Below are 24576 nucleotides of genomic sequence, written 5' to 3' on the forward strand. Positions count from 1 at the left end.
AGTTTCCGTGTTTCTATAGCTATTGCTTCAGCGTTACATTTGCCTGAACACGTCCGCAAAATTCCGGCTCACCACCAGCTCTTCCGGCCGGCCCTTCAGCTTGACCAGCATGCGCCCGCGGAAATCGGTGCGCGTCCCGGCCACGTGGCGCGCGGCCACGATCACGCCGCGGTGGATCTGCCAGAACTGCTGCGGGTCGAGCTGTTCGCGCAGCTGGCGCAGCGGGGTGCGGATCAGGTGTTCGCCGTCCCCGATGAACACGCTGGTGTACTTGTCGTTGCTCTGGAAATAGATGACTTCATCCACTGCGATCAGGCGCGTTTCCTGGCCCTGGGCGGCGCGGATCCACTGCAGCGGCGCCGGCGCCGGAGCGGCGGGCGCCTGCACCCCCAGCTGGCGCAGCAGGCCGGCCAGCGCCTCGGTAGCCGATGCAGGCGCCGGCGCCGGTGCGGCCAGCGCTTCCTTCAGGCGCGCCACGGTGCGTTCCAGCCGTTCGCGCCGGATCGGTTTCAGCAGGTAGTCGAAGGCGGCGTGCTCGAAGGCTTGCAGCGCGTAATGCTCGTGCGCGGTGGTGAAGACCACGCGCGGCGCCCGGGTTGCACCTGCCGCGTCGTTGGCGAGGCGCTCGGCCAGCTGCAGGCCGTTCAGGCCCGGCATCTGGATGTCGAGGAAGGCGACGTCGGGCGCCAGTTCGTCGATCAGGCGCAGCGCATCGAGGCCATTGGCGGCGCGCCCGGCAATGCGCAGTTCGGGCCAGACGACAGCCAGTTCGCCGGCCAGGTAGTCGAGCAGGTGCGGTTCGTCGTCGGCGATCAGGGCGCGGATGGGTTCGATGGCGGCACCGTGGGGTCGGGATCGATGGGCAGCAGCAAGCGCGAGGTCACGCCGCCGTTTTTGTTCTCTATTAATTGTACCTGAGCATTTTTGCCATACAGGCTGCGCAGCCGCTCGCGCAGGTTGGCCAGGCCGACGCCACCGCCGGGGCGCGGCGGCGCATGGCCGAGCCCGGCGCCGTCGTCGCCGACCTTGATGCACAGGACCTTGCCGTCGCAGTGCGCGTGCAGCACGATCTCGCCGCCCTCGACCTTGGGTTCGATGCCGTGCATCACCGCGTTCTCGACCAGCGGCTGGACCAGCATCGGCGCGATCGGGTAGTCGCGGCAGGCCGGATCTGCCTCGATGCGGTAGCGCAGGCGCCGGCCCAGGCGCACCGCCAGCACGTCGAGGTAGGCGCCGGCCAGGTCGAGCTCGGCGCCGACGCTGGCGTGCTCGGCGCGGCTGGCCGCCAGGCTGGCGCGCAGGAAGTCGATCAGGCGTTCCAGCATGTGGCGCGCCTGGCCAGGGGCCGGGCCGATCAGGCTCACCACGTTGGCCAGCGTGTTGTACAGGAAGTGCGGTTCGATCTGGGCCTGCAGTGCGCGCAGGCGGGCTTCGGCGACCAGGCGCCCGGCTTCGGCGATCTTTTCCTGCTGGCGCGCCGCCTCTGCCTCGCGTGCCTGGCGCCGCGCGATGATGCCCAGCACGGTGATCATCAGCACCGCGATCAGTGCGCCGACGGGCAGCAGCAGCCCCAGCTTGCCGGGGTGCCGCAGCAAGGCATCGGGACCGCGCAGCACCAGCTCGGTCAGCGTAATGCCGAGCACGACGCAGCCGGCGATCAGTACGCCCTGGCCCAGCAGCATCGGCCGGCTGCGGCGACCATAGGCTTCCGGTGCCGCCAGGCGCAGCGCGGCCAGCGTGCCGTGGATCAGGAAGCCGATCGCGTTCGAGGCCAGCAGCGTCATGCCGAGCCGGGGCAGGAGCGGCACCGTGCTGCCCGTCAGGGCCCCGACGGCGAACGTCACCGCCAGGCCGAGCAGGCTGCTCCAGAGCAGCGTGTAGACCAGGTCGCGCGCGGTCGAACGCGGCCAGCGCCGGAACAGGGCGATGACTTCCAGTGGGTGAGCGCTGCGGCTGCCTGGGCTCGTCGGCATGCTGTCCTCCATCGGATTCATGAGCTGGGCATTATGTCGCAGCGCATCGGGACGCAGGACAGCATGCGATGAAACGCAGGCCCGGCGGCGCGAAAGGCATCTGGCGGGCGCCAGGCAAAAAAAATGCCGCTCAGCGAACTGAACGGCATGGTTGTCAGGTGGTTTGGCTTAACTGTAACTGGTCCAGCTTTGCGGAATTTCGATCTGGCCGGACTGGGCAGCCTGGGCATAGGCGCGCATTTCGGCGACCATGGCTTCCAGTTGCTCGTTGCCGGGATTGGCCAGGAAACCCTTCATGCGTTCCTGGAGCGCAGCTTGCTGGTCGCGCCACTCATAACGGGACGACTTGCTCATACACCCTCCTTGCGGCGAACAGCCGTGCTTGTAGTTTTGTTTTCCATGGACATCCTCCTTCTGAGATCGATAGCATGCCAAACGGGTAGCGACGAGTCCGTGCGTTGACACACATTCTTTTCCGCACCTTTTGGATAGCGGATTAGCATTATTTTAACACGCTGTGGTAGAAGAGTTCCAAGCGGCCTTCCAGTTCGTGCAGGGCATCGTCGGGCGTCCTGGGACGCTGGCAGATCAGCGTGCGCAGCTGTTCGCCGCAGATACAGGCCATCAGGAAGCCGGGCAGCAAATCGAGCGGCACGTCGGGACGCATCTGGGCGCGGATCTCGGGGCGGGCGAAGAAGCGTGCCAGCATCTCGCGGGTCTGGCGCGGACCGCCGTTCCAGAAGGCATCCGCCAGCTCGGGGTTGGTCGGGGCCTCGGCCAGCACCACGCGCTGCATCTCGACGGCTTCGTCCGACACCAGCAGCTCGTGCATCTGGTGGGCGAAGTCGCCGACGATGTCGCGCAAGGGACGCGGATCGGTGTCCATCGGCTGGCTGTGGAAGAAACGGTCGCGCTTGGCGGCCAGCACGGCGCGCAGCAAGCCTTCCTTGCCGCCGAATTTGACGTAGATGGTGCGCACCGCAACGTGGGCGGCGCGGGCGATCGATTCCAGGCTGGTCTTGGTATAGCCGTTCTTCAGGAACAGGCTGCCGGCGATCTGCAGCAGCTCCTGCATGCGCGCCTCGACGTCGGCCGCCTTGGGCCGGCCGGCAGCCTTTCCCGGGCAACCGTCGGTGTCTTGCTTGAGTTTGTCCATGGTTCACACTGTAGGTCAAGATCAAATGAAATGCAACCGTTTCATTTCTTGACTTCGCCGGAGCTTTGTCGAATAATGCGATCAACCCATTTCATTTTTTCCTTCGGAGTCACATCCATGTCAGAGCAGCAAACCACGGTTCAGCAGAAACCGACAGCCGCCCCAGGCGCAGCACCCGCAGGCGCCCCCGCCAATGCGGGCAAGGGCCCGCCGAAGCGCGTGCTGCTCGTGGTCGGCGTGATCGCCATCGCCGCCCTGGGCGTGGGCGGCCGCATGTGGTACCGCAGCGCCAATTTCGTCGACACCGAAAATGCCTACGTCACCGGCCACGTGCACCCGATGTCCTCGCGCATCCCGGGCGTCGTCACCAAGGTCATGTTCGACGACAACCAGGTGGTCAAGGCCGGCGACGTGCTGGCCGAGCTCGACCCGGCCGACCAGCGCGTGAAGGTCGACCAGATCCAGGCCCAGATCGCCAGCGTGAAGCAGCAGATCATCCAGGCCGACGCCTCGGTCGAGCAGGCCAAGGCCCAGGCTTCGGCCGCCGGCGCCCAGGTCGCGCAGGCCCAGGCCAACCTGGTGCGCGCCAACCAGGATGCGACCCGTTTCCGCCAGCTGTACAACACCCAGATGAAAGCCGTGTCGAAGGCCGAGCTGGACGCCGCCACCGCCGCGCGTGCCGGCGCCAATGCCGACGTCACCGCGCGCCGCGACAACGCCACTGCCGCCAAGGCCCAGATCGCCGCCGCGGCTTCCGCGCGCGACGTCCTCAAGGCCCAGGTGAAAGTGCTGCAGGCGCAGCTGAAGGACGCCCAGCAGCAGCTCGGCTACAACCAGATCCTGGCCCCGGTCAGCGGCCGCATCGGCAAGAAGAACGTCGAAGTCGGCGCCCGCATCCAGCCGGGCCAGCAGCTGGCCGCCATCGTGCAGGACGACGTCTGGGTCACCGCAAACTTCAAGGAGACCCAGCTGCCGGGCCTGCAGGTCGGCCAGGCCGTCAAGGTCGAAGTCGACGCGCTGCCGGACCACGAGCTGATCGGCCGCGTGGACAGCTTCTCGCCGGCCTCGGGCAACCAGTTCGCGCTGCTGCCGGCCGATAACGCGACCGGCAACTTCACCAAGATCGTCCAGCGCGTGCCGGTGAAAATCACCTTCAAGCCGGAAGACCTCAAGAAGTACGCGGGCCGCCTGGCGCCGGGCATGTCGACGGTGGTCGAGATCGACCTGCGCCAGAAGCCGGCGCAAACGCAAACCGCTACCGCTCAATAACAGGGTAAGCCATGACGAGTTCCACCAAGCCGATGTCAGGGCCGCCGGCAGGCATGCCGGCAATGCCCGCGCCCAATGCGCACGTCGACGCGCGCACCTGGATCGCGGTGGCCGCCGGCCTGCTCGGCGCCTTCATGGCGGTGCTCGACATCCAGATCACCAACTCCTCGCTGCGCGACATCCTCGGTACGCTGTCGGCCACGCAGGAAGAGGGCTCGTGGATCTCGACCGCCTACCTGTGCGCCGAGATCGTGGTGATCCCGATGACCGCGCTGTTTACGCGCGCCCTCGGCCAGCGGCGCTACCTGATGGGCACGACGGCCCTGTTCCTGCTGTTCTCGACCCTGTGCGGTTCGGCCTGGAGCCTGGAAAGCATGATCGTGTTCCGCATGCTGCAGGGCTTCAGCGGCGGCGCCCTGATCCCGATGGCGATGACCCTGGTCATGACGCGCCTGCCCGCCTCCAAGCGCGCGGTCGGCATGGCGATGTTCGGCCTGACCGCGACGCTGGCGCCGGCCATGGGCCCGACCCTGGGCGGCTACCTCACCGAGCTGTATGGCTGGCCCTGGATCTTCTACATCAACTGGGTGCCGGGCGTGCTCCTCATCGCCGGCATGTACTGGGGCATCGACAAGGAACCGAAGAACCTGCAGATGCTGCTGAAAGCCGACTGGCTGGGCATCGCCTTCATGGCCACCGGCCTGGCCAGCCTCACCATCTTCCTGGAAGAGGGCAACACCAAGGACTGGTTCGACTCCGGTTTCATCATCACCTTCGCCGCGCTGGCGCTGTTCGGCATCCTGGGCTGGGTCGTGATCGGTTTTACGCGGCCGGATCCGTTCGTGAACCTGCGCCTGTACGGCACCCGCAACTTCATGGTCGCGACCATCCTGTCGGCCGTGATCGGCATGGGCCTGTACGGTTCCTCGTACCTGCTGCCGCTGTTCCTGGGCCAGATCGCCGGCTATTCGCCGATGCAGATCGGCGAAGTCATTGCCTGGATGGGCTTGCCGCAGCTGTTCGTGATGCCCTTCGTGGCGCGCCTGTCGCAGAAGATCGACAACCGCCTGATGTGCATGTTCGGCCTGTCGATGTTCGGCATTTCCTGCCTGATGAACGCCTACATGGACGCCTCGACCGGCTACGACCAGCTGATGCTGTCGCAGATCATCCGCGCCATCGGCCAGCCCTTCGTGATGCTGACGCTGTCGAACTTCGCCATGAACGGCGTGGCGCCGAAGGACATGCCGTCGGCCTCGAGCCTGTTCAACATGACGCGTAACCTGGGCGGCTCGATCGGCATCGCGCTGCTGGCGACCTCGCTGACCAACCGCGAGCACTTCCACTCGGCGCGCCTGGGCGAAGCGGTGTCGCTGGCCTCGAGCGCGACCCAGGCCAGGCTGGATGCGCTGACCCAGGGCTTCATCGCCAACGGCATCGACCCGGCCACCGCGGCCAACCAGGCCCTCGCCGCGATCGACCGCATCGTGCGGCGCGAGTCCTTCGTGATGGCCTACAACGACGGCTTCTGGATCGTCGGCGTGATCCTGCTGGCGGCCTGCATTCCGCTGTGGTTCGCGGACAAGGTCAAGTCGCCGGGTGGGCCGAGCGCTGGTGGTGGTCACTGATAAATATTTGAGATGAAAAATACTATGTTCAAGCCTGTCATCCACACCGCGCTGGCCGCCGCCATCGCCACGCTGCTGAGCGCCTGCGGCACCGTCGGCCCCAACTTCGTCGCGCCCAAGAGCGTCGATGCCCCGGCCTACCGCCACGCCGCGGAGGCGGGCGCCGCTGCGTCGAATGCAGCCCAGACGGGTGCGCAGGCGGCCGCCCAGCCGAGCGCTCAGTTGAACGATACTGCGCGCCTGCCGGCCGAATGGTGGACCGTCTTCAACGACGCCACCCTCAGCCAGCTGGAGACGCGCGCCCTGCACGACAACCCGAACGTGCGCGCCGCTGCGCAGCGCCTGGTGCAGGCGCAGGCCCAGCTGGGCGTGACGCGCGCCGGCCAGCTGCCGCGCGTGAACGTCTCGGCCGGTATCGCCAACCAGCGCACCTCGGCCGAGAGCGCGCAGGGCCTGGCGCTCGGCCACCGTTCGATCGAGGGTAATAACTACTCGGTCGGCGCCGACTTTTCGTACGAGCTGGACCTGTGGGGCCGCGTGCGCCGCGTGGTCGAAGCCTCCGATGCCCAGGCGCTGGCGGCCCAGGACGACCGCGACGGCGTGCTGCTGATGCTGTCCGGCCAGGTAGCGACAACCTACTGGCAGCTGCGCGGCCTGGACACCGAGATGGCGATCCTGCGCACCGCGCTGGCCACCCGCCGCGAATCGCAGGAACTGATCGAGGCGCGCTTCAACGCCGGCCTGTCGAATGAACTGGACGTCTCGCGCGCCCGCATCGAGCGCGCCAACGCCGAAGCCGACCTGCACGAAGTCCAGCGCCAGCGCAACACGCTGGAACACGCCCTCGCCGTGCTGGTCGGCGTGTCGCCGAGCCAGCCGATCCTGACGGCCGTCCAGGACGGCGCCTTGCCACTGCCCCCGAGCATCCCGGTCGGCCTGCCGGCCAGCCTGCTGGGCCAGCGTCCCGACCTGGCCTCGAGCGTCGAGACCCTGCGTTCGTTCAACGCCCAGATCGGCGTGGCCGAAGGCGCGTTCTACCCGGCGGTGAGCCTGACCGGCAACTTTGGCTACGCCTCGAAAAGCCTGAGCGACCTGGCCCAGGGCAGCGCGCGCCAGTTCTCGTTCGGTCCGCTGGCACTGTCGCTGCCGGTGTTCGACGCCGGCCGCAACCGCGCCAACCTGAACCTGGCCAAGGCCCGCTACGACGAAGCGGTGGCCAACCACGAAGCACGCCTGCTGACCGCCCTGCGCGAAGTGGAAGATGCGCTGTCGGACGTGGCCCAGCGCCAGCAGCAGGGCGACGTCCAGCTGCAGGCCCAGGAAGCCGCCGCGCGTGCGCTGCTGGTGGCCCAGGCGCGCTACGATCGCGGCGTCTCGACCTACCTCGACGTCACCGACGCCCAGCGCAGCGCGCTGGCGGCCGACCGCGCCGCGGCGCAGATCCGCACCCAGCGCCTGGTGGCGGCGGTGTCGGTGGCGCGCGCGCTGGGCGGCGGCTGGACGCAGGGGGCGCCGGAGGCGACCATTGCCAAGGCCGGCAATTAATTGCATTAACTTGGAGCAATAGTGCCGGGGGCACTATTGCGCCTTCGCAGGGGCGACGTTTTACTGCTAACGGTTATCTTCACCACTAACAGTGAATCCGTCGCCCCTGCGCAGGCAGGGGCCCAAGTTCGTTGAGCAAAACAAGACGGTGTAATATCGGCAATCATCATAACTCCGCCAATACCGTCCATGTCCCTGCGCCCCCACGCCCTGTTCATCGCGGCACTCCTCGCCGCCAGCCCTGCCTTCGCCCAGTCCTGGCAGCCGCAAGCCAGCAACACCAGCGCCGAACTGCGCGGCCTCTCGGTCGTGAGCAGCACGGTCGCCTGGGCCAGCGGCACCAAGGGCACCGTCCTGCGCACGGTCGACGGCAGCCACTGGCAAGCCATGCAGGTGCCGGACGCCGACAAGATCGATTTCCGTGACATCCAGGCCTTCGACGCCGACACCGCCATCGCCATGGGCGCCGGGCCGGGCGCCGCGTCGCGCCTGTTCCGCACCGTCGACGGCGGCGCCCACTGGACGCCGGTCGCCACCAACGGCTACGCCGACGGCTTCTGGGACGGCATGGCCTTCTGGGACAAGGACAACGGCATCCTGTTCGGCGACCCGGTCAAGGGCCGCTTCCAGATCTACGCCACGGGCGACGGCGGCGCAAGCTGGCGCGAAGTGGACGCCACCGGACTGGATGCGCTGCCGTCGGAAGGCGCATTCGCCGCCAGCGGCACCAGCATCGCCGTGGCCGGCACCGGCGACGCCTGGATCGGCACCGGCGGCGCAAGCAGCGCGCGCGTGTTCCACTCGGGCGACCGCGGACGCACCTGGCGCGCGCAGGCGACCCCGATCCCGGCCGGCGCGGCGGCCAAGGGCGTGTTCTCGGTTGCCTTCGCGCATCCGAAGGAAGGCATCGCGGTCGGCGGCGACTACAAGGAAAAACTGCTGGAAGGCGTCAACGGCGCCGTGACCCGGGATGGCGGCGCGACCTGGACGGCGGCGCCGGTGCAGCCGGCCGGCTACATGTCGGTGGTGGTGCCGGTGCCGGGCGCGGCGCGCACCTATGTCGCGGCGGGCCTGGCCGGGTCCGGCATCACGCGCGACAGCGGCAAGAGCTGGACCGCGCTCGATACCACGCCGGTCAACACGGTCGGCTTTGCGACGCCTTCGGCCGGCTGGGCCGTGGGTCCCAAAGGATTGCTTATGAAATATATTGGTAAGGCAATTAATTAAGCGAATTCGGTAATCGATCCGGCGCTATCAAAAGGGCCACGCTTTATTTAAAATATAAAGCTGGTCCTTGTTACCGGATTCCTGTATATTGAAATTCTGCACTTGCATCAAGTTGTCGTCATTGTTGGTCTCTTTCCTGTCCGGTTCTTGCCAGAACCCTTCCTGTTCGGATCCCTCTGTTAGATTTTCCTTGGTTACGAGTGTATCTCGGGCATGGCCCATTACGATTTAAAAAAGGAAATGACATGAGTATCGAAACCGGCACGGTAAAGTGGTTCAACGACGCAAAAGGATTTGGCTTCATTGCCCCGGATAATGGCGGCGCCGATTTGTTCGCGCACTTCCAGGACATCCAGTCGCAAGGCTTCAAGAGCCTGGCCGAAAACCAGCGCGTCTCGTTCGAGCGCGGCACGGGCCCGAAGGGCGAAAAAGCCAGCAATATCCGCGGCGCATAACGACCCGCAAACCTGATCTCCAGAACAGCAACGCACCCCGGGCGACGGCACCGTGCAGATAGCACGGGCGGTCGTCAGGCCGGACGGACACCACGCAGATAGCATGGGTATCGACGAAGCGCCGGGAAGACGGAGTGATGAAGGAAAGCTCGCTTGGCGAGCTTTTTTCTTTTGTGCCGGTTAAATGGAGTGGTAATGGAAAAGATAAACATTGACGACGCCGACGCCGCCATGGCGGGCATGCAGGCATTGCATTCGGCAATGGCCCTGGAACTGGGCAATATCGAGCAGCGCATCGCGTCGCTTGCCGAGTCGCCGGCAGCCCGGTCGGCATCCGGTATGGAAGACATGTCGGTTTATAGTGTCACGCGGGCCGCTTTATATAGCGGTTTAGCAAGTATTAATGAGATACTGGGATGGGTACATTTAATGACCGAAAAAGACTCGCAGGGAAATGTGCCCGAGGCAGTAAAAATGCTGCCCACCGTGCCGGTATTTTCTATTCACTGATGTCAACCGGAGAAAGCCATGAGTAAAAGCCAGGATGCCAAGAAAGCCACCAAAAAGGAGCCTGCCAAGACCATGAAAGAAAAGAAGGCGGACAAGAAGGTGAAAAAGGAAGAGAAAAAGCGCCAGCAGTGATGGCGCCCGCAGTCGCGTGGTCCCGTGACTGACTTTCCCTGAACAGGATTACAATCGCCGGATTGCAACCTGTTCCAGGGATTCCATGAAGAACATCATCGCCCCGGTGGTCCTGCTGGCCGCTGCCTGCCTGGCCCATGCCGCCGACACGGCAACCCCCGCTGCACCCGCAACGGCCGCCGACCTCAACGCGATGGCCAAGCGCTTCGCCCCGGTCGACCTCAGCGCCGACACGAGCAAGCTCAGCGCCGGCGACCGCGTCGCCATCGGCAAGCTGATCGACGCAGCGAAAATCGTCGACACGCTGCAGCTGCGCCAGCGCTGGTCAGGCAACGAAGCCCTGGCAGCCGCGTTGCAGAGAGATACGACGCCGCTGGGCAAGGCGCGCCGCGATTACTTCTGGCTGAACAAGGGTCCGTGGTCGATCATCGACGGCAACCGTTCCTTCATGCCGGCCGAGTACGAAGGCATCAAGATCCCGCTCGAAAAGCCGGCGGGCGCCAATTTCTATCCCGAAGGCGCCAGCAAGGCCGCGCTGGAAAGCTGGATGAACGGCCTGCCCGCCGCCGACAGGGAGCAGGCGCAGTGGTTCTTCACCACGATCCGCGGCGGGAAGGACGGGAAGTTCAAGATCGTGAAGTATGCGGACGAATACCGTCCCGAACTCGAACGGCTGTCGAAGCTGCTGAAGGAAGCGGCCAAGGCCACCGACAACGCCTCGCTCAAGAAATTCCTGAACCTGCGCGCGGACGCCTTCCTGTCCAACGATTACCTGGCCTCCGACTTCGCCTGGATGGACCTCGACTCCCCGGTCGACGTCACCATCGGCCCCTACGAAACCTATAACGACGAACTGTTCGGCTACAAGGCCGCCTTCGAAGCCTACGTCAACGTGCGCGATGCCAAGGAAACCGCCAAGCTGAATTTCTTCGGCCAGCACATGCAGGAACTGGAAAACAACCTGCCGCTGGACGCCAGGTACCGCAACCCGAAGGTCGGGGCGATCGCGCCGATGGTGGTGGTGAACCAGGTCTACGGCGCCGGCGACGGCAACATGGGCGTGCAGACGGCCGCCTACAACCTGCCCAACGACGAGCGCATCATCCGCCAGCGCGGCTCCAAGCGCGTGATGCTGAAGAACGTGCAGGAAGCCAAGTTCGACGCCACGCTGCTGCCCATCTCGAAGCTGGTGCTGCGCCCGGCCGACCAGAAGGATCTCGATTTCGATTCCTTCTTCACCCACATCCTGGCGCACGAGATCATGCACGGCCTCGGCCCGCACGCCACCACCAGGGACGGCAAGCCCTCGACGCCGCGACAGGACCTGAAGGACGCCTATTCGACCATCGAGGAAGCCAAGGCCGACGTCACCGGACTGTGGGCACTCGCGTACATGATGGAGAAGGGGCAGCTGAAGAATTCGCTGGGGCAGGGCGCGGCTGCGGAGCGCAAGCTGTACAACACCTTCCTGGCATCCGCCTTCCGCACCCTGCACTTCGGCCTGACCGATTCGCATGCGCGCGGCATGGCGATCCAGGTCAACTACCTGCTCGACAAGGGCGGCTTCGTTTCGCACGGCGACGGCACCTTCTCGGTCGACCTGGCCAGGATCAAAAGCGCCGTGGCCGACCTCGACCGCGAATTCCTGACCATCGAAGCCACCGGCGATTATCCGCGCGCGCAGGCGCTGATGAAGCGCTACGTCGTCATCCGTCCGGACGTGCAGAAGGCGCTGGACAAGATGAAGGCGGTGCCGAACGACATCCGTCCGGCCTTCGTCACCGCCGCCAAGCTGGCGCCGGCCAAGCCGCCGCTCAAATGGATCGTGCGCTAATGTTGTAAATATCAGACGGGAAATTATCCAAGTGAAAATGTTGCTTACCCTAAGTTAATTTCCACACGGAACTTTTTTATTGATGTGTGCTACAGTTTTTAAAATTCCAATTGGAAATTTCTAAAACTCTTGCGACTTTTCGGTCAACACATCATGACAACCTCTGGCTTTACCATCGGCAAGCGCCTGGCGTTCGGTTTCGGCGGCATCCTGGCCTTGATGGCCGTGCTCGCCGGTCTGGCCATCCACCGGGTCGGCCAGATCGACGATATTCTTACCCACATCAATGACGTCAACGGCGTCAAGCAGCGGCATGCGATCAATTTCCGCGGCAGCGTGCATGACCGCTCGATCGCGGTACGCGACCTCGTGCTGGCGCCCACCCCGGCCGCGGCCGACGCCATCATTGCCTCCATCAAGCAACTCGATGCCAACTACCAGAAATCGGCCGGTCCGCTGGATGCCTTGTTCGGCGCCGACCAGGGCATCCTGGCGGAAGAAAAGGAAAACCTGGTCCGGATCAAGAGCGTCGAACAGCGCGCCCAGCCGCTGATCGCGCAACTGATCGCGCTGCGCCAGGCCGGGCAGGTTGCCGAGGCCACCGTCCTGCTGGAAAAGCAGGCCGCGCCCGTGTTCGTCGAATGGCTGGCCAGCGTGAACGCGCTGATCGACCTCGAGGAAAAACTGAACAACGAAGCCGCCACCAATGCGCGTCAATTGTCCGGTACTTTCTTTGCCTGGATGCTGGCCCTGCTGGCGGTGGCTGCCGCCGCCGGCGCCGCCGCTGCCTGGATGATCAGCCGCAAGCTGCTGGGCCAGCTCGGCGGCCAGCCCGACGATGCGGTGCGGATCGCCGGCGCCATCGCGGCCGGCGACCTGTCGGTCGCGATCGACACCCGCCCCGGCGACCGCACCAGCCTGCTGTTCGCGATGGCCAACATGCGCGACAGCCTGGTGGACATCGTCAGCCAGGTACGCGCCGGCACCCTGACCATCGCCAATGCCTCGGCCGAGATCACGGCCGGCAACCAGGACCTGGCCGAGCGCAGCGAGCGCCAGGCCGGCACGCTGGAAGAAACCACTTCTTCGATGGAAGAGCTGACCGGCACCGTGCGCCAGAATGCCGAGAATGCGCGCCAGGCCAACGAACTGGCCGAATCGGCCTCCAGCGTGGCCCAGCGCGGCGGCGCGGTGGTGGCGCAGGTGGTGCAGACGATGTCGTCGATCAATACCTCGTCGCGCCAGATCGCCGAGATCATCGGCGTCATCGACGGTATCGCGTTCCAGACCAATATCCTGGCGCTGAATGCCTCGGTCGAGGCGGCACGTGCCGGCGAGCAGGGCAGGGGATTCGCGGTGGTGGCGGGCGAGGTCAGGAACCTGGCCCAGCGCTCGGCCGCGGCTGCCCGCGAGATCAAGCAACTGATCGGCGATTCGGTGACCAAGGTCGATGCCGGCACCAAGCTGGTCGACCAGGCCGGCGACACGATGCAGGAGATCCTGTCCAGCGTGCAGCAGGTGACCGACATCATGGCCGACATCAGCCGCGCCAGCCGCGAGCAGAGCGCCGGCATCGAGCAGGTCCATGTCGCCATCGCGCAGATGGACGATGCCACCCAGCAGAACGCATCGCTGGTCGAGCAGGCCGGCGCGGCTGCCGTGAGCCTGCACGAGCAGGCCGCGCACCTGGCCGACCTGGTCAGCGTGTTCAGGCTGGAAAACGCTGCACGCCCGGCAGCGGCGGGCGCGCAGGCACGGCGCCTGGCCATCGGCGCACCGTCGTCGTACGCCAACACCGCGTTTGACGCCGCTTAAATAGCGCAATTGTTATCTTTGCTGTTTTAAACAGGCAGCAAATTATTCCTGCACAGGGGGCTTTTCCTGGGGCTAGAATTGCCGATAGGCATTTTCATCTATCCCTGGATAAGCCTCCATGTCCAAAGCCTTTCTTGCCGCCACGGTCCTGTGCGCGGTATCCCAGGCGGCCGCTGCCGCCGACCTCACCGCGCTGGAAACGCGCTGGCTGGGTGCCGCCTTTCCCGTCCTTCACTACGCCCGCAGCCTGGCGCTGCCGATCGACATCATCGTCCAGCCGCAGGCACGGCCGAACGACGTGCCGATGGCGATGGGCTTCGCCGGCGGCCGCTGCAAGCTGGTGCTGTCGCTGCGCGGGAATGCCAGCGCCGAAGCCCAGCTGGCTGGCGTGCCGCAGGCGGCCCAGGGCGAACTGATCGAGGCGATGGCGGCGCACGAGCTCGGCCATTGCTGGCGCTACGCGCGGGGCGCCTGGCATGCGCTGCCGGCCGGCTTCGTCGAAGTCGGCGAAGAAATGGCGCTCGACCCGGCCATGCTGGCGGCCTCGAAGGCGATGCGCGAGACCCGCCGCGAGGAAGCCTATGCCGACCTGGTGGCGCTGGCCTGGACCCGCCACAGCCACCCGCGCGAGTATGCGCGCGTGCATGCCTGGCTGGCCCGCCTGCGCGACGACCAGCCGGTGGCGCGCAATGGCCACGATACCCGCACCTGGGTGGCGCTGGCGCAGGACGGCAGCCGCTTCGGCGACGCCGCCCGGCCCTTCGACGATGCCCTGCCGCTCTGGCGCGAAGGCCTGGTCAAGGACGAATGATGATTGCAAGAAAAGTGGTTTTTTAGACAACCGTACGGTGCCGCACAGAAGCCGTGGCCGGTTGGGCGTCTAATCCCTGTATCACAATAACCGATCCAAGGGATATCGACCATGAAACTCCTGATTGCGACTCTTCTTGCGACGGCCGCAGGCGCCAGCTTCGCCGCGCCGACTTTCGCCCTGAACCACGACCCGGCCACCTACCGCAACGCCACCCAGAAGGCTGCTGCCGACTACCGGGACGCAATCGCCAAATGCGACACCATGAGCGGCAACGGCAAGGACGTCTGCGTCGCCGAAGCCAAGCTGGCGCGCACCCAGACCGAAGCCAAGGCCCTGTCCAAATACAGCAACTCCCCGGCCAGCCGCGAAAAGGCGCGTACCAACCTGGCCGAGGCCGAGTTCACGCTGGCCAAGGCGCGCTGCGACGGCAAGAGCGGCGCCGAAAAAGACGACTGCATGAACAACGCCAAGTCGGTGCACACCGCCGCCCTGGCCGACGCCAAGGCCGGCCGCAGCAGCAGCCCGGCCGGCACCGTCGCCCCTGTCGCCACCGCTGCCGCCATCGACAAGTGCGCGCAGGCCGCCGGCGATACCAAAACCGCCTGCGTGATCGAGACCAAGCCGTCGGCCGTGCGCGAAGACGCTGCCGCCGCCGCCAACCGCACCGCGAATGCCGCCGACAACGCCGGCGACAAGGCGCGCGATGCCACCGCGGACGCCGCTGCAAAGACGCGCGAGGCTGCCGCCACCGCGGCCGAGAAAACGAAGGCCGTGGCCGCGACAGCTGCTGACAAGACCAAGGAAGTGGCCCAGGCCGCCGTCGACAAGACCAAGGCCGTGGCATCGAGCGTGGCCCAGAAGACCGAAGGCGCGACCGCCGTCGCCGCGGACAAGACCAAGGACGCCAGCGCCGAGGCAGCCGACAAGACCAAGGATGCGACCGCGAAGACCCGCGTCGCGCTGGCCGACACCGCCATCACCACCAAGGTCAAGGCCGGTCTGGTCAAGGAGCCGGACCTGGAATCGCTGGGCATCCACGTCGAGACCGAGAAGGGCGTGGTCATGCTGAGCGGTTTCGTCAACTCGAAGTCCGAAGCCGACAAGGCGGTCAAGGTGGCCAAGGGTATCGATGGCGTCACCAACGTGAAGAGCGCGATCCAGGTCAAATAAGCCTCGGAACGGATCGGGTTCGATTGCCCACTGCGGCCGGTTGCCACCGGCCGCTTTTTTTGCTCCGGAAATTGCCGTGAGGATAAATTAGACGGGCGTACCTCCGTCTAATTTATAATCGCCGCCGTGAACAAGATCGAAACCTTCGGAATCATCGCCGCCCAGGCTGCGCGCGGCGAGCTGTCCTTTCCCACCAGCGTGAATGCCGTGCTGCGCCTGCAGCAGGCCCTGAACGACCCGGATTGCCACCTCGAGGAGGCGATCCGCCTGGTGCTGGCCGAACCGCAGCTGGCCGCCCGCACCGTGGCGCTGGCCAATACCTCCGCTTTCAATGCCGGCGGCGCCCCCATCACCAACGTCCGCGCGGCCCTCACGCGCGTCGGCTACCGCAACCTGCAGATGCTGGTGGCCAGCCTGGTGGTGCGCCAGTTCGGCAGCCGCATCAAGGATCCCGGCCTGCGCGCCAAATGCACGCAGCTGTGGGAGCACACGGCGCAGGTGGCGGCGCTGGCGCAGGTGTTCGCGCGCCGCGTCACCTTCGTCAACCCGGATACCGCCATGTTCGCCGGCATCGTGCACGAAGTCGGCGGCTTCTACCTGCTGTCGCGCGCCGACGAGTTTCCCGGCCTGCTCGAGCAGGACCCGGAACGCTGGGCCGAGCTGTGCGAAGACGTGCTGACGCGCGAAGTGGCGCGCCGCCTGGCGCTGCCGGAACCGGTGGCCGAGGTCATGTTCCAGCTGCGCGACGCCTGGCTGCACATGCCGCCCGCCTCGCTGCTCGACACCCTGCTGCTGGCCAACCTGTACGCCACGGTCCCATCGCCGCTCGGCCGCCCGCCGGCGCCGCTGCCGGAGCACGGCGACAGCGCGCTCGATTACCTGATGGACGAGGCCACGCTGCACGCCATCATCGAGGAAGCGGCCGAGATCAGCCGGGCGATGGGGCAGGCGCTGCTGGCCTGATTCCAGGGCCTGGCCGACGCAGTTTGCGAACAGGCGGTATCCTTGCGGCTTTCCATCCTTCGCAAGGAATCGAAATGACAACGAAGTACAGCGCCCTGGTCGTGGGCGCCAGCGGCATCATCGGCAACGCCGTGGTCCGCGAACTCAAGAACAATCCCGACTGGCAGGTGCGCGCCCTCCCGCGCACCTTCATCGACGGCGTCGAGGCCATCCAGGCCGACCTCACCGATGCCGCCGCCACCGCCAGGGCCCTCGAAGCCGCGCGCGACACCACCCACGTGTTCTACGCGGCCCTGAAGGGCGGCAAGGACCTGGCCGACGAGGAAGCGATCAACGGCGGCATGCTGCGCAACCTGCTGGACGGCCTGAAGGCGGTCGGCGCGCCGCTGCAGCGCGTGGTGCACTACCAGGGCGCCAAGGTGTACGGCGTGCACCTGGGTCCGTCGCTGGCGCCGTTCTACGAGGACGACCCGCGCCACCTCGGTCCGAATTTCTACTACGCCCAGGAAGACCTGCTGCGCGAGCGCGCCGCCGCCGGCGAATTCGAATGGAGCATCCTGCGTCCGGACGTGGTGGTCGGCGACATCGTCGGCAACCCGATGAACATCGTGATGGTGATGGGTGTGTTTGCGGCGCTGAGCCGCGAAGCCGGCGTGCCGCTGCGCTTCCCGGGCTCGCACAAGACCTATAACGGGGCACTGGCGCAGATCACCGACGCCGGCTGGATGGCACGCGCCAGCGTCTGGGCCGCGCTCGATCCGAAGGCGAAGAACGAAGCCTTCAACCTGGTCGGGGAACCGTTCCGCTGGGAGCGCATCTGGAAAGCGGTGGCGCAGGACTTCGGCATCGACGTCGCCGCGCCGCAGCCGTTCTCGCTGGCGCGCCAGATGCCGTCCCAGGCTGCCGCCTGGCAGCGCCTGGCCGACAAGCGCGGCCTGAAGACGGTGCCCTACGAGAAGCTGGTCGCCTGGCCCTTCGGCGACTTCATCTTCAATACCGAGTTCGACATGATCTCGGACATGGGCAAGATCCGCCGCGCCGGCTTTACGGAAGCGGTGGAGAACGAGGCCGTCATCCTGGCTGCGCTGGATAGCCTGCGCGGCCAGGGTTACCTGCCGTAAGCGTCAGCGGTTCTGGGCCGAGGGCACCAGCGCGGTGCCCTGGCGGCCGTGCATCAGCATCCAGGCCGCCAGCGCCACGCCGCACAGCGCCAGGCTGGCCGCCACCCACTGCGGCGAGGTGAACGAGTAGCCCAGCGTCAGCGGAATACCGCCCAGGAAGGCGCCGGTCGCGTTGCCGATATTGAAGCCCGACTGGCCGAGCGAGGAGCCGAGCATCTCGGCTTCGCGCGAATGCTCGATCAGGAGCATCTGGATCGGCGGCCCCAGCGCCAGCGCGTTGGCGCCGACCAGGAAGGCCAGCACCACCATCGCCGGCTGCGACCAGGCCAGCACCGCGTTCAGGCCCAGCAGTACCGCCATCGAGACCAGCAGCAGCAGGATCGCGCGCAGCGGCGCCACGCGGTCGGCCAGCCGGCCGCCGATGTGCACGCCGACCGTCATGCCGACGCCGACCACGGTCATGACCAGCGGGATCGCGTCGGCGTGGAAGTGGGTGACCTCGGTCAGCAGCGGCGCGATATAGCTGAGCCAGGCGAACAGGCCGCCGGTACCGATCGAGGTGATGCCCAGGGCCAGCCACAGCTTGGGATTACGGAAGATCTTGAGGTCCTGCACCAGGCCGGCGCCTTTCTTGCCTTCGAAATAGGGCACCAGCTTGTGCAGCATGACCATGGTCGCCAGGCCGATCGCAGCCACGATCAGGAACACGATGCGCCAGCTCATGTTGTGGCCGAGCCAGGTGCCGACCGGCACGCCGAACACGTTGGCCAGCGTCAGGCCGGAGAACATGCTGGCCAGCGCCGCCGCTTCCTTGCCCTTGTCGGCCAGGCGCGTCGCCACCACGGCTCCGACCCCGAAGAAGGCGCCGTGCGGCAGGCCGGCCAGGAAGCGGAACAGCAGCATGGTGTGGAAGTTCGGGGCGCACGCGGACAGGGCGTTGAACACCATGAACATCAGCATGAACCAGATCAGCACGCTGCGCGGCGGACGGTGGCCCAGCATCGTCACCAGCGTCGGCGCGCCGACCACGACGCCGACCGCATACGCCGAAATCAGGTAACCCGCCTGCGGGATCGAAATCTGGAGGCCGGTGGCGATATCGGGCAGGATGCCCATCATGACGAATTCCGTCAGGCCAATGCCGAAACCGCCGAGGGCCAGGGGGGCCAGGCTCTTCTTGATCATGTATTGTTCTTTGCGATGTAAGGATGAGCTCGCGTACTGATGAGAGACGCGTGCGCGAGCATGAGACCGGTCACTATAGCGGCTCGTGCGCGGTCAGTCCGCTTTTGAGTCGTGATGTCCGGTATGTGCGTGAATGATAGCGATAACAGGCTGAGTCTGCTGGCGGCGGCTCAATTCTGCGCAGGAAGATCGGGTTCGCCAAGCCAGGCGACGCGGCCATTGCCGGCTTCGTTCAGGCGGGCGACCAGCGCATCGGCCTTGTCCTGCGGCAGCGAAAAGGTAAAGCCGACCGCATCGAGGTGGCTGACCTCGTCGAGCGTGGCGCCGGCCAGCTCCAGTTCGCGCCTGAGCAGGCCCTCGAGCGGGTAGGGCACCTGGCAGCGCAGCTGGCGCAGACGGACGATGGCGACCTTTTGCGCACCCAGCAGCGCCTGGGCGACGCTGTCGGTATATGCCCGCACCAGTCCGCCCGCACCGAGCTTGACGCCGCCGAAGTAGCGCACCACCGTCGCCAGCACGCCTTCCAGGTCCTGGTGGCGCAGCACGTCCAGCATCGGCCGGCCCGCGGTGCCGCTCGGTTCGCCATCGTCGACCGCCGCCGACTGCCCGCCGGCCAGCAGCGCCCAGCACACGTGGGCAGCGCCCGGATGGGCGGCACGCAGGCTGGCCACGATCTTTTGCGCACCGGCCCGGTCCGGCATCGGCTGCACGCAGGCGAGGAAGCGGCTTTTCTTGATGATCAGTTCGTGGTGGACAGGGGCGAGGATGGTTTGCGGCATGGCGCTGCGATCAGGATTCTGGAAAGCAGAAACGAGAACGCCAACCCGAAGGTTGGCGTTCTCGTTCAATACTTTTTACTGCTTGTTCGTGGTAGGCCGTGCGGGATTCGAACCTGCGACCAACGGATTAAAAGTCCGCTGCTCTACCAGCTGAGCTAACGACCCGACAGGCGGCATTATAGCGGTTGCCTCCTGTCCGGCCAAGTACTTTCGTGTAGGCAATCAACAAATGTTTGGATTAATGAGCAAGTGTTTGTCGTATCGCGCGGTTGAGTTCCTGCCTGGCGCATGCGCCGGCTTATTGAACATGACGCATAAACAACACTTGGACCCAATCCACAACGCATATGGGCCGATATAAGCTTGGCTTAAGACGGTCGCCTTTTCAGTCGCCGCCGCCGCTTGTACTATAAGAGTCATTCTGCACGACAACGAAAGACCAGCATGACCATCTCGCTCATCTCACGCACGATGTGCGCCGCCACCCTCGTCGCCGCCTGCGCCGTGCCTGCCCGCGCCGACAGCGTCGCCTCGTCGGCCTCCAGCGCCGGCTCGGCATCGTCGGGCAGCGTGTCCGATTCGATCGGCGGCTCGAGCAACAGCTCGAACAACGACAAGCGCGTGGCTGCCGGCCAGTACCGGGTCATCGACGTCGCCCAGACGCCGGGCAAGGACGGCAGCACCCGCATGACCCTGCAGGCGCTGACCGGCGCCCAGGCGTTCCAGCTGGACGTGCCCGACCGTGCCCTGGCCGAGCGCCGCGTCGTCAACGGCGAACTGGTGCAGGTCAACGTGCGCACCTACGGCTACGAATTCGCCCACGCCGACACCCAGCGCCCGTTCTTCCTGGCCCTGCAGGACGACTGGTACCAGGAACTCGGTTCGCGCCAAGTGACGATCTGATGTTCGCGCGGCTGCTACTGGCCGCGCTGGCTCTGTGTGCGAGCGCCGGTGCCTGGGCCGGCATCCCGACCTTCTGTGATCGCTCGAACAACATCAACGCCGAGGACCAGGACCGCGTCCTGCAGTTCGCGGCGGTGGCCAAGCAGGAGCTGGAACGCTCCGGCGCCCGCGTCGCCCTGATCTCGCGCGCCGGCCTCGACCTCAGCCGCTTCAACCTGCTGTATTCCCACGCCGGCATCGCCCTCAAGGAAAGCACCGGCCCGTGGGCGGTGCGCCAGCTCTACTACGCCTGCGACGAATCGCGTCCGCGCCTGTTCGACCAGGGCATGGCCGGCTTCGCGCTCGGCGCCGATGCTCCCCAGCGCGGCCATATCTCGCTGCTGTTCCTGCCTGACGAAGATAGCACCCTGCTGGAACAGGCCGCCCGCGACAAGCGGCTGGCACTGGCGCTGCTGGCCGGCCAGTACAGCGCCAATGCCTATGCCTTCAGCACCCGCTACCAGAACTGCAACCAGTGGGTGGCGGAACTGCTCGCCAGCGCCTGGGGCGGCCTCCAGGGCGAGGATGGCACGCGCGCGCATGCCCAGGCCTGGCTGCGCGACCAGGGCTATCGTGCCGGTCCGATCAAGGTGCCGTCGCACTGGATGATGTTTGCCGGCCAGTTCGTGCCGCTGGTGCACGTGGGCGACCATCCGCTCGACGACCTCCATGCGCTGTCGCTGCAGGTAAGCGTGCCGGCCTCGATCGAGGATTTCGTGCACAGCCGCGCACCGCGCACGCAACGGGTCGAACTGTGCCACGACCGGTCGCGCATCGTCGTGCACCGCGGCTGGGAACAGCTGGGTGCCGATTGCACGCCGATGGCGGGCGACGAGGTGATTGAACTGGCGCCCTGAACCGGCCACCATCGCGATACGCAAATCCGCGTATGTATCGCCCGTTGAGTAACATTTCGCATCGATCTGGATTCCCGCGCACTCAGACCGTTTCGTGATACCCGGATCGAATGCCTTGCGACGCGGGTAGGCCGCCCTAGAATGGGTTCACCGCTCCTGGCATCGGCCAGGATTGCGGCATCCCATCTTGTTTCGCGAAGGAGTGATCATGCGTTCAACGTTCCTGATGCTTCCCGCCTCGCTGTTGCTGCTGGCCTCGCATGCCGGCGCGCAAACCCAGGCGTATCCCATGACCGACCCCGGGCAGACGTCCCGGGTGCAGGTGACGGCGCCGCCCCAGCCCTTCCAGTTCTGGGACTATGAAGCCGAGTACATCAGCGGTGCCTATGCGATGTCGAACGGCTGGCACATGAAAGTCGACCCGGCCAGGGACGGCATCGTCGCACAGATCGACAAGCAGCATCCGATGCGCCTGGTTGCCGTGTCGCAGAACCGGTATGCCACGCGTGACGGCAATGTGTGGATGGAATTCAACCGTGGTCCCGGCGGTGAAGACATGCTGATGAGTTATGTGCCGGATACGCGGATCGCACAAACGGTCGTAGTGACGGCGACGGCGAGGCTGGCGCAGCGCTGAACGGCAGGGAAGCAGTCCTCTAACAAAACGCCGGGCCATGCCTGGCGTTTGCTTTTTGTGATTGTGGTGAAAACGCACAAATCCGCCCTGTGATACAAAATATTGCTTTTGGTAAATAAGACTTGGGTAATATAGAAAGCCTTACCCAAGAGGTTTCGACAGTGCTTTCAAAACATTTCACCAAGATGTGTGCTGGTCTCGCTCTTTTGCTCGGGACTGGCAGCGTCCTCGCCGATAACGGCGTCACCGAGAACCGCATCCTGCTGGGCCAGTCCGCGGCCTTGTCCGGCCCGGCATCGGCACTCGGCACCGCCATGCGCGACGGCGCGCTCGCGTATTTCGATGCGGTCAATGCGGCGGGTGGCGTGGGCGGCCGGCAAATCGTCCTGACGACGCTGGACGACGGCTACGACCCGGCACGCGCCGGCCCGAATACGGCGACCCTGGTGGACAAGGAACGCGTATTCGCACTGTTCGGCTACGTCGGCACGCCGACCTCGAACGCCGCCCAGGCCTGGGTGGAGAAGGGCGGCGTGCCGTTTTTCGCGCCGATGACCGGCGCCGAATCCTTCCGCACACCGTTCAACAAAAACGTCTTCAATATCCGCAACGGCTACCTGGAAGAGACGGAAAAGATCGTCGAGCACCTCGAAGCGATGGGCGTCAAGAAAGTCGCCGTGCTGTACCAGAACGATGCCTACGGCAAGTCCGGGCTGGACGGCGTGACGCAGGCGCTGAAGAAGCGCAATCTCGACGTGATGGCCACGGCAGCCGTCGAGCGCAACAGCGTCGACGTTGCCGCGGCCGTGGCAAAGCTGAAGGCTGCACAGCCGCGCGCCGTCGTCATGATCTCGGCTTACAAATCGAGCGCCGCCTTCATCCGCGCGATGCGGAAGAACAATGACCACGTACCGTTTTTCTGGAACGTGTCCTTCGTCGGCAGCCGTGCGCTGGCCGATGAGCTGGGTCCGGAGGCGAGCGGCGTGATGATCTCGCAAGTCATGCCGTCGCCCCTGGACGAGACGCTGAGCATCGTGAAGGAATACCGCAAGCTGTACCTGAACAAGCCCGGCCGCGAAGCCGACTATGCCAGCCTGGAAGGCTTCATCGCGGCCAAGGTCTTCGTCGAGGGATTGCGCCACGTGAAAGGCGAGCCGACGCGCAAGAATCTTATCCATGCGCTGGAGACGATGGGGGCGTATAACCTGGGCGGCTATACCGTGAAATTTGCGCCCGGGAATCACAATGGGTCGAATTATGTCGATCTCAGCATCATCACGCGGAGTGGGCGGATCCAGTATTGAATGGAAAGACACAAGCTAAAACAAAAACGCCAACCCGAAGGTTGGCGTTTTTGCTTGTGCACTTACTGTACTGCCGAATTCTTTGGTAGGCCGTGCGGGATTCGAACCTGCGACCAACGGATTAAAAGTCCGCTGCTCTACCAGCTGAGCTAACGACCCGAAGAGGCCGGCATTATAGCTGCCGGCCCCGGGCGGCGCAAGGATTAAGACTGACGACGGCGCAGGAGGCCCATCGCGCCCAGCGCGAGGCCCACGAGGGCGATCGAGGCCGGTTCCGGTACGGCTGCCGGCGGCGGCACGACCGCGGCAGTTTGGCCGGCGGTGATCGACAGGCCGTTGTTTTCATAGCCGTAGGCGAGCACGGACGCCGGGAAGCCGTTGCCGGCGGTCGTGCTCATCAGTGCCCAGCCGTAGTTCAGGATGCCGGTTGATTCGTTCAGGAAGCGCAGGCCGACGTATTCCTGGCCGGTGACGTCGAAGTTGTCGCCCCGGGTCTGGTACTGGTTGTACTGGCCGGCTGCGGAGATCAGGTCGCCGAACTGCAGTACGCGGGCTTCCGCCAGCGTGCCAGGCGTCCCGGTCGCGAGGATGCCCGAGGGCGAGGCATTACCGTAGAAGGTGATCCCGGAACCGTTGTTGTAAGGGTTGAAGTCGAAGCCGACGAATTCGGTCGTGCTGCGCTGGCCGGTGACGAAATTGAAGTAGACGCCGTCGATGTTGTTCGGGACGACGACTGGCGAGTTGGCAAAGCTGACGGAAACGACGGCGGCCTGGGCTGCCGGGGCAAGAAACAGCAGGGCAGTGGTACCGGCAAGGAGGCTGCGCGCAATCTTGGAGAATTTCATGGCTTTCCCTAGTTTTGAGTTTATGTTGACTCACGCAGCTCTGCGGCCAGCGCTTGCTTGATATTTAGCAAAAAACAGGCCAGTTTTGTAATTCTTAGTCAAATCAAGGATTTGTATTTACGCAAGTTGAACTTTATTTCCTAAGTGTAAAAAAATCCGACAGGAAAGTTAATCCTCGAAGAAAACAAAAAGCCCACGCACCGGAATGCGTGGGCTTGCTTGCGCTGAAAACAAAAACGCCAAGCAGATGCTTGGCGTTTTTGTTTCTAACCACTACTAGAATTCTTTGGTAGGCCGTGCGGGATTCGAACCTGCGACCAACGGATTAAAAGTCCGCTGCTCTACCAGCTGAGCTAACGACCCGAAGAAGGCACGCATTATAGCGGCTCGTTTTGATTTACGCTAGAGGTGTGCA

Annotated in this window: 23 protein-coding genes and 3 tRNA genes; 16 read left to right on the plus strand and 10 right to left on the minus strand. The window is 65.1% G+C overall.

Annotation, left to right across the window (positions count from 1 at the left end; genetic code table 11):
- Positions 1-33: 33 nt before the first annotated feature.
- The 4 genes from FBX97_RS13225 to FBX97_RS13240 all read right to left on the minus strand — a co-directional run bounded on the left by FBX97_RS13225 (position 34) and on the right by FBX97_RS13240 (position 3129).
- Positions 34-792, minus strand: coding sequence for a LytTR family DNA-binding domain-containing protein (locus FBX97_RS13225; protein ID WP_255517526.1), 759 nt, complete (start codon positions 790-792; stop codon positions 34-36).
- A gap of 20 nt (positions 793-812) precedes the next feature.
- Positions 813-1973 (minus strand): sensor histidine kinase, encoded by a 1161-nt coding sequence (locus FBX97_RS13230; RefSeq protein ID WP_255517453.1) that lies wholly within the window; start codon positions 1971-1973, stop codon positions 813-815.
- A gap of 168 nt (positions 1974-2141) precedes the next feature.
- The gene (locus FBX97_RS13235; protein ID WP_141832302.1) at positions 2142-2327 is read right to left on the minus strand and encodes a hypothetical protein; all 186 of its coding nucleotides are present in this window, start codon (positions 2325-2327) and stop codon (positions 2142-2144) included.
- Between the two features lie 148 nt (positions 2328-2475).
- Positions 2476-3129, minus strand: coding sequence for a TetR/AcrR family transcriptional regulator (locus tag FBX97_RS13240; RefSeq protein WP_255517454.1), 654 nt, complete (start codon positions 3127-3129; stop codon positions 2476-2478).
- Positions 3130-3246: 117 nt separating this feature from the next.
- Between FBX97_RS13240 and FBX97_RS13245 the strand changes: the two genes are divergently transcribed.
- The 12 genes from FBX97_RS13245 to FBX97_RS13300 all read left to right on the plus strand — a co-directional run bounded on the left by FBX97_RS13245 (position 3247) and on the right by FBX97_RS13300 (position 17612).
- A complete protein-coding gene (locus FBX97_RS13245; protein WP_141832304.1) occupies positions 3247-4398 on the plus strand; it encodes an HlyD family secretion protein in 1152 nt (383 codons plus the stop codon).
- 11 nt (positions 4399-4409) lie between these two features.
- A complete protein-coding gene (locus tag FBX97_RS13250) occupies positions 4410-6026 on the plus strand; it encodes a DHA2 family efflux MFS transporter permease subunit (RefSeq protein ID WP_141832306.1) in 1617 nt (538 codons plus the stop codon).
- A 24-nt stretch (positions 6027-6050) separates the two neighbouring features.
- Entirely contained in the window at positions 6051-7571 is a 1521-nt protein-coding gene (locus tag FBX97_RS13255) for an efflux transporter outer membrane subunit (protein WP_141832308.1), read from the plus strand.
- Positions 7572-7760: 189 nt separating this feature from the next.
- Positions 7761-8798, plus strand: a complete 1038-nt coding sequence (locus FBX97_RS13260) for a hypothetical protein (RefSeq protein WP_141832310.1) — start codon at positions 7761-7763, stop codon at positions 8796-8798.
- Between the two features lie 245 nt (positions 8799-9043).
- Complete coding sequence (locus FBX97_RS13265) at positions 9044-9253, plus strand: cold-shock protein (protein ID WP_185748582.1); 210 nt, start codon at positions 9044-9046, stop codon at positions 9251-9253.
- Between the two features lie 195 nt (positions 9254-9448).
- Positions 9449-9763, plus strand: coding sequence for a hypothetical protein (locus FBX97_RS13270; RefSeq protein WP_141832312.1), 315 nt, complete (start codon positions 9449-9451; stop codon positions 9761-9763).
- A 217-nt stretch (positions 9764-9980) separates the two neighbouring features.
- On the plus strand, positions 9981-11729 hold the full coding sequence (locus FBX97_RS13275; protein WP_141832314.1) for a hypothetical protein: 1749 nt from the start codon (positions 9981-9983) through the stop codon (positions 11727-11729).
- 153 nt (positions 11730-11882) lie between these two features.
- Positions 11883-13544 carry a methyl-accepting chemotaxis protein gene (locus FBX97_RS30400; RefSeq protein ID WP_141832316.1) on the plus strand — a complete coding sequence of 554 codons (1662 nt, stop codon included), beginning with the start codon at positions 11883-11885 and terminating at the stop codon, positions 13542-13544.
- 118 nt (positions 13545-13662) lie between these two features.
- Complete coding sequence (locus FBX97_RS13285) at positions 13663-14355, plus strand: NUDIX hydrolase (protein WP_141832318.1); 693 nt, start codon at positions 13663-13665, stop codon at positions 14353-14355.
- Between the two features lie 111 nt (positions 14356-14466).
- On the plus strand, positions 14467-15528 hold the full coding sequence (locus FBX97_RS13290; protein ID WP_141832320.1) for a BON domain-containing protein: 1062 nt from the start codon (positions 14467-14469) through the stop codon (positions 15526-15528).
- Positions 15529-15654: 126 nt separating this feature from the next.
- Complete coding sequence (locus tag FBX97_RS13295; RefSeq protein ID WP_141832322.1) at positions 15655-16491, plus strand: HDOD domain-containing protein; 837 nt, start codon at positions 15655-15657, stop codon at positions 16489-16491.
- Between the two features lie 74 nt (positions 16492-16565).
- Positions 16566-17612: an SDR family oxidoreductase gene (locus FBX97_RS13300; protein ID WP_141832324.1), complete on the plus strand. Its 1047-nt coding sequence runs from the start codon at positions 16566-16568 to the stop codon at positions 17610-17612.
- 3 nt (positions 17613-17615) lie between these two features.
- Here the strand turns inward: FBX97_RS13300 and FBX97_RS13305 are convergent, their stop codons facing one another.
- The 3 genes from FBX97_RS13305 to FBX97_RS13315 all read right to left on the minus strand — a co-directional run bounded on the left by FBX97_RS13305 (position 17616) and on the right by FBX97_RS13315 (position 19741).
- Positions 17616-18797 (minus strand): MFS transporter, encoded by a 1182-nt coding sequence (locus tag FBX97_RS13305; RefSeq protein ID WP_141832326.1) that lies wholly within the window; start codon positions 18795-18797, stop codon positions 17616-17618.
- 170 nt (positions 18798-18967) lie between these two features.
- Positions 18968-19576: a YigZ family protein gene (locus tag FBX97_RS13310; protein WP_141832328.1), complete on the minus strand. Its 609-nt coding sequence runs from the start codon at positions 19574-19576 to the stop codon at positions 18968-18970.
- Positions 19577-19665: 89 nt separating this feature from the next.
- Positions 19666-19741: transfer RNA gene (locus tag FBX97_RS13315), tRNA-Lys, on the minus strand.
- Positions 19742-20020: 279 nt separating this feature from the next.
- Between FBX97_RS13315 and FBX97_RS13320 the strand changes: the two genes are divergently transcribed.
- From FBX97_RS13320 to FBX97_RS13335, 4 genes are all read left to right on the plus strand, one after another.
- Positions 20021-20479, plus strand: coding sequence for a hypothetical protein (locus FBX97_RS13320; protein ID WP_141832330.1), 459 nt, complete (start codon positions 20021-20023; stop codon positions 20477-20479).
- Complete coding sequence (locus FBX97_RS13325; protein WP_141832332.1) at positions 20479-21375, plus strand: DUF2145 domain-containing protein; 897 nt, start codon at positions 20479-20481, stop codon at positions 21373-21375. The genes FBX97_RS13320 and FBX97_RS13325 overlap by 1 nt, the downstream gene beginning before the upstream one ends.
- A 208-nt stretch (positions 21376-21583) precedes the next feature.
- A complete protein-coding gene (locus tag FBX97_RS13330) occupies positions 21584-22012 on the plus strand; it encodes a hypothetical protein (protein WP_141832333.1) in 429 nt (142 codons plus the stop codon).
- Between the two features lie 206 nt (positions 22013-22218).
- Positions 22219-23316, plus strand: coding sequence for an ABC transporter substrate-binding protein (locus FBX97_RS13335; RefSeq protein ID WP_255517455.1), 1098 nt, complete (start codon positions 22219-22221; stop codon positions 23314-23316).
- A gap of 83 nt (positions 23317-23399) precedes the next feature.
- On the opposite strand, the gene FBX97_RS13340 is transcribed toward FBX97_RS13335, so the two are convergent.
- The 3 genes from FBX97_RS13340 to FBX97_RS13350 all read right to left on the minus strand — a co-directional run bounded on the left by FBX97_RS13340 (position 23400) and on the right by FBX97_RS13350 (position 24524).
- Positions 23400-23475 (minus strand) — tRNA-Lys (locus FBX97_RS13340).
- Positions 23476-23519: 44 nt separating this feature from the next.
- On the minus strand, positions 23520-24161 hold the full coding sequence (locus tag FBX97_RS13345) for a PEP-CTERM sorting domain-containing protein (RefSeq protein WP_141832337.1): 642 nt from the start codon (positions 24159-24161) through the stop codon (positions 23520-23522).
- A gap of 287 nt (positions 24162-24448) precedes the next feature.
- Positions 24449-24524, minus strand: a tRNA-Lys gene (locus FBX97_RS13350).
- Positions 24525-24576 lie beyond the last annotated feature (52 nt).

It is taken from the genome of Herbaspirillum sp. SJZ107 (genome assembly GCF_006715485.1).
Taxonomy (GTDB): Bacteria; Pseudomonadota; Gammaproteobacteria; order Burkholderiales; family Burkholderiaceae_D; genus Telluria.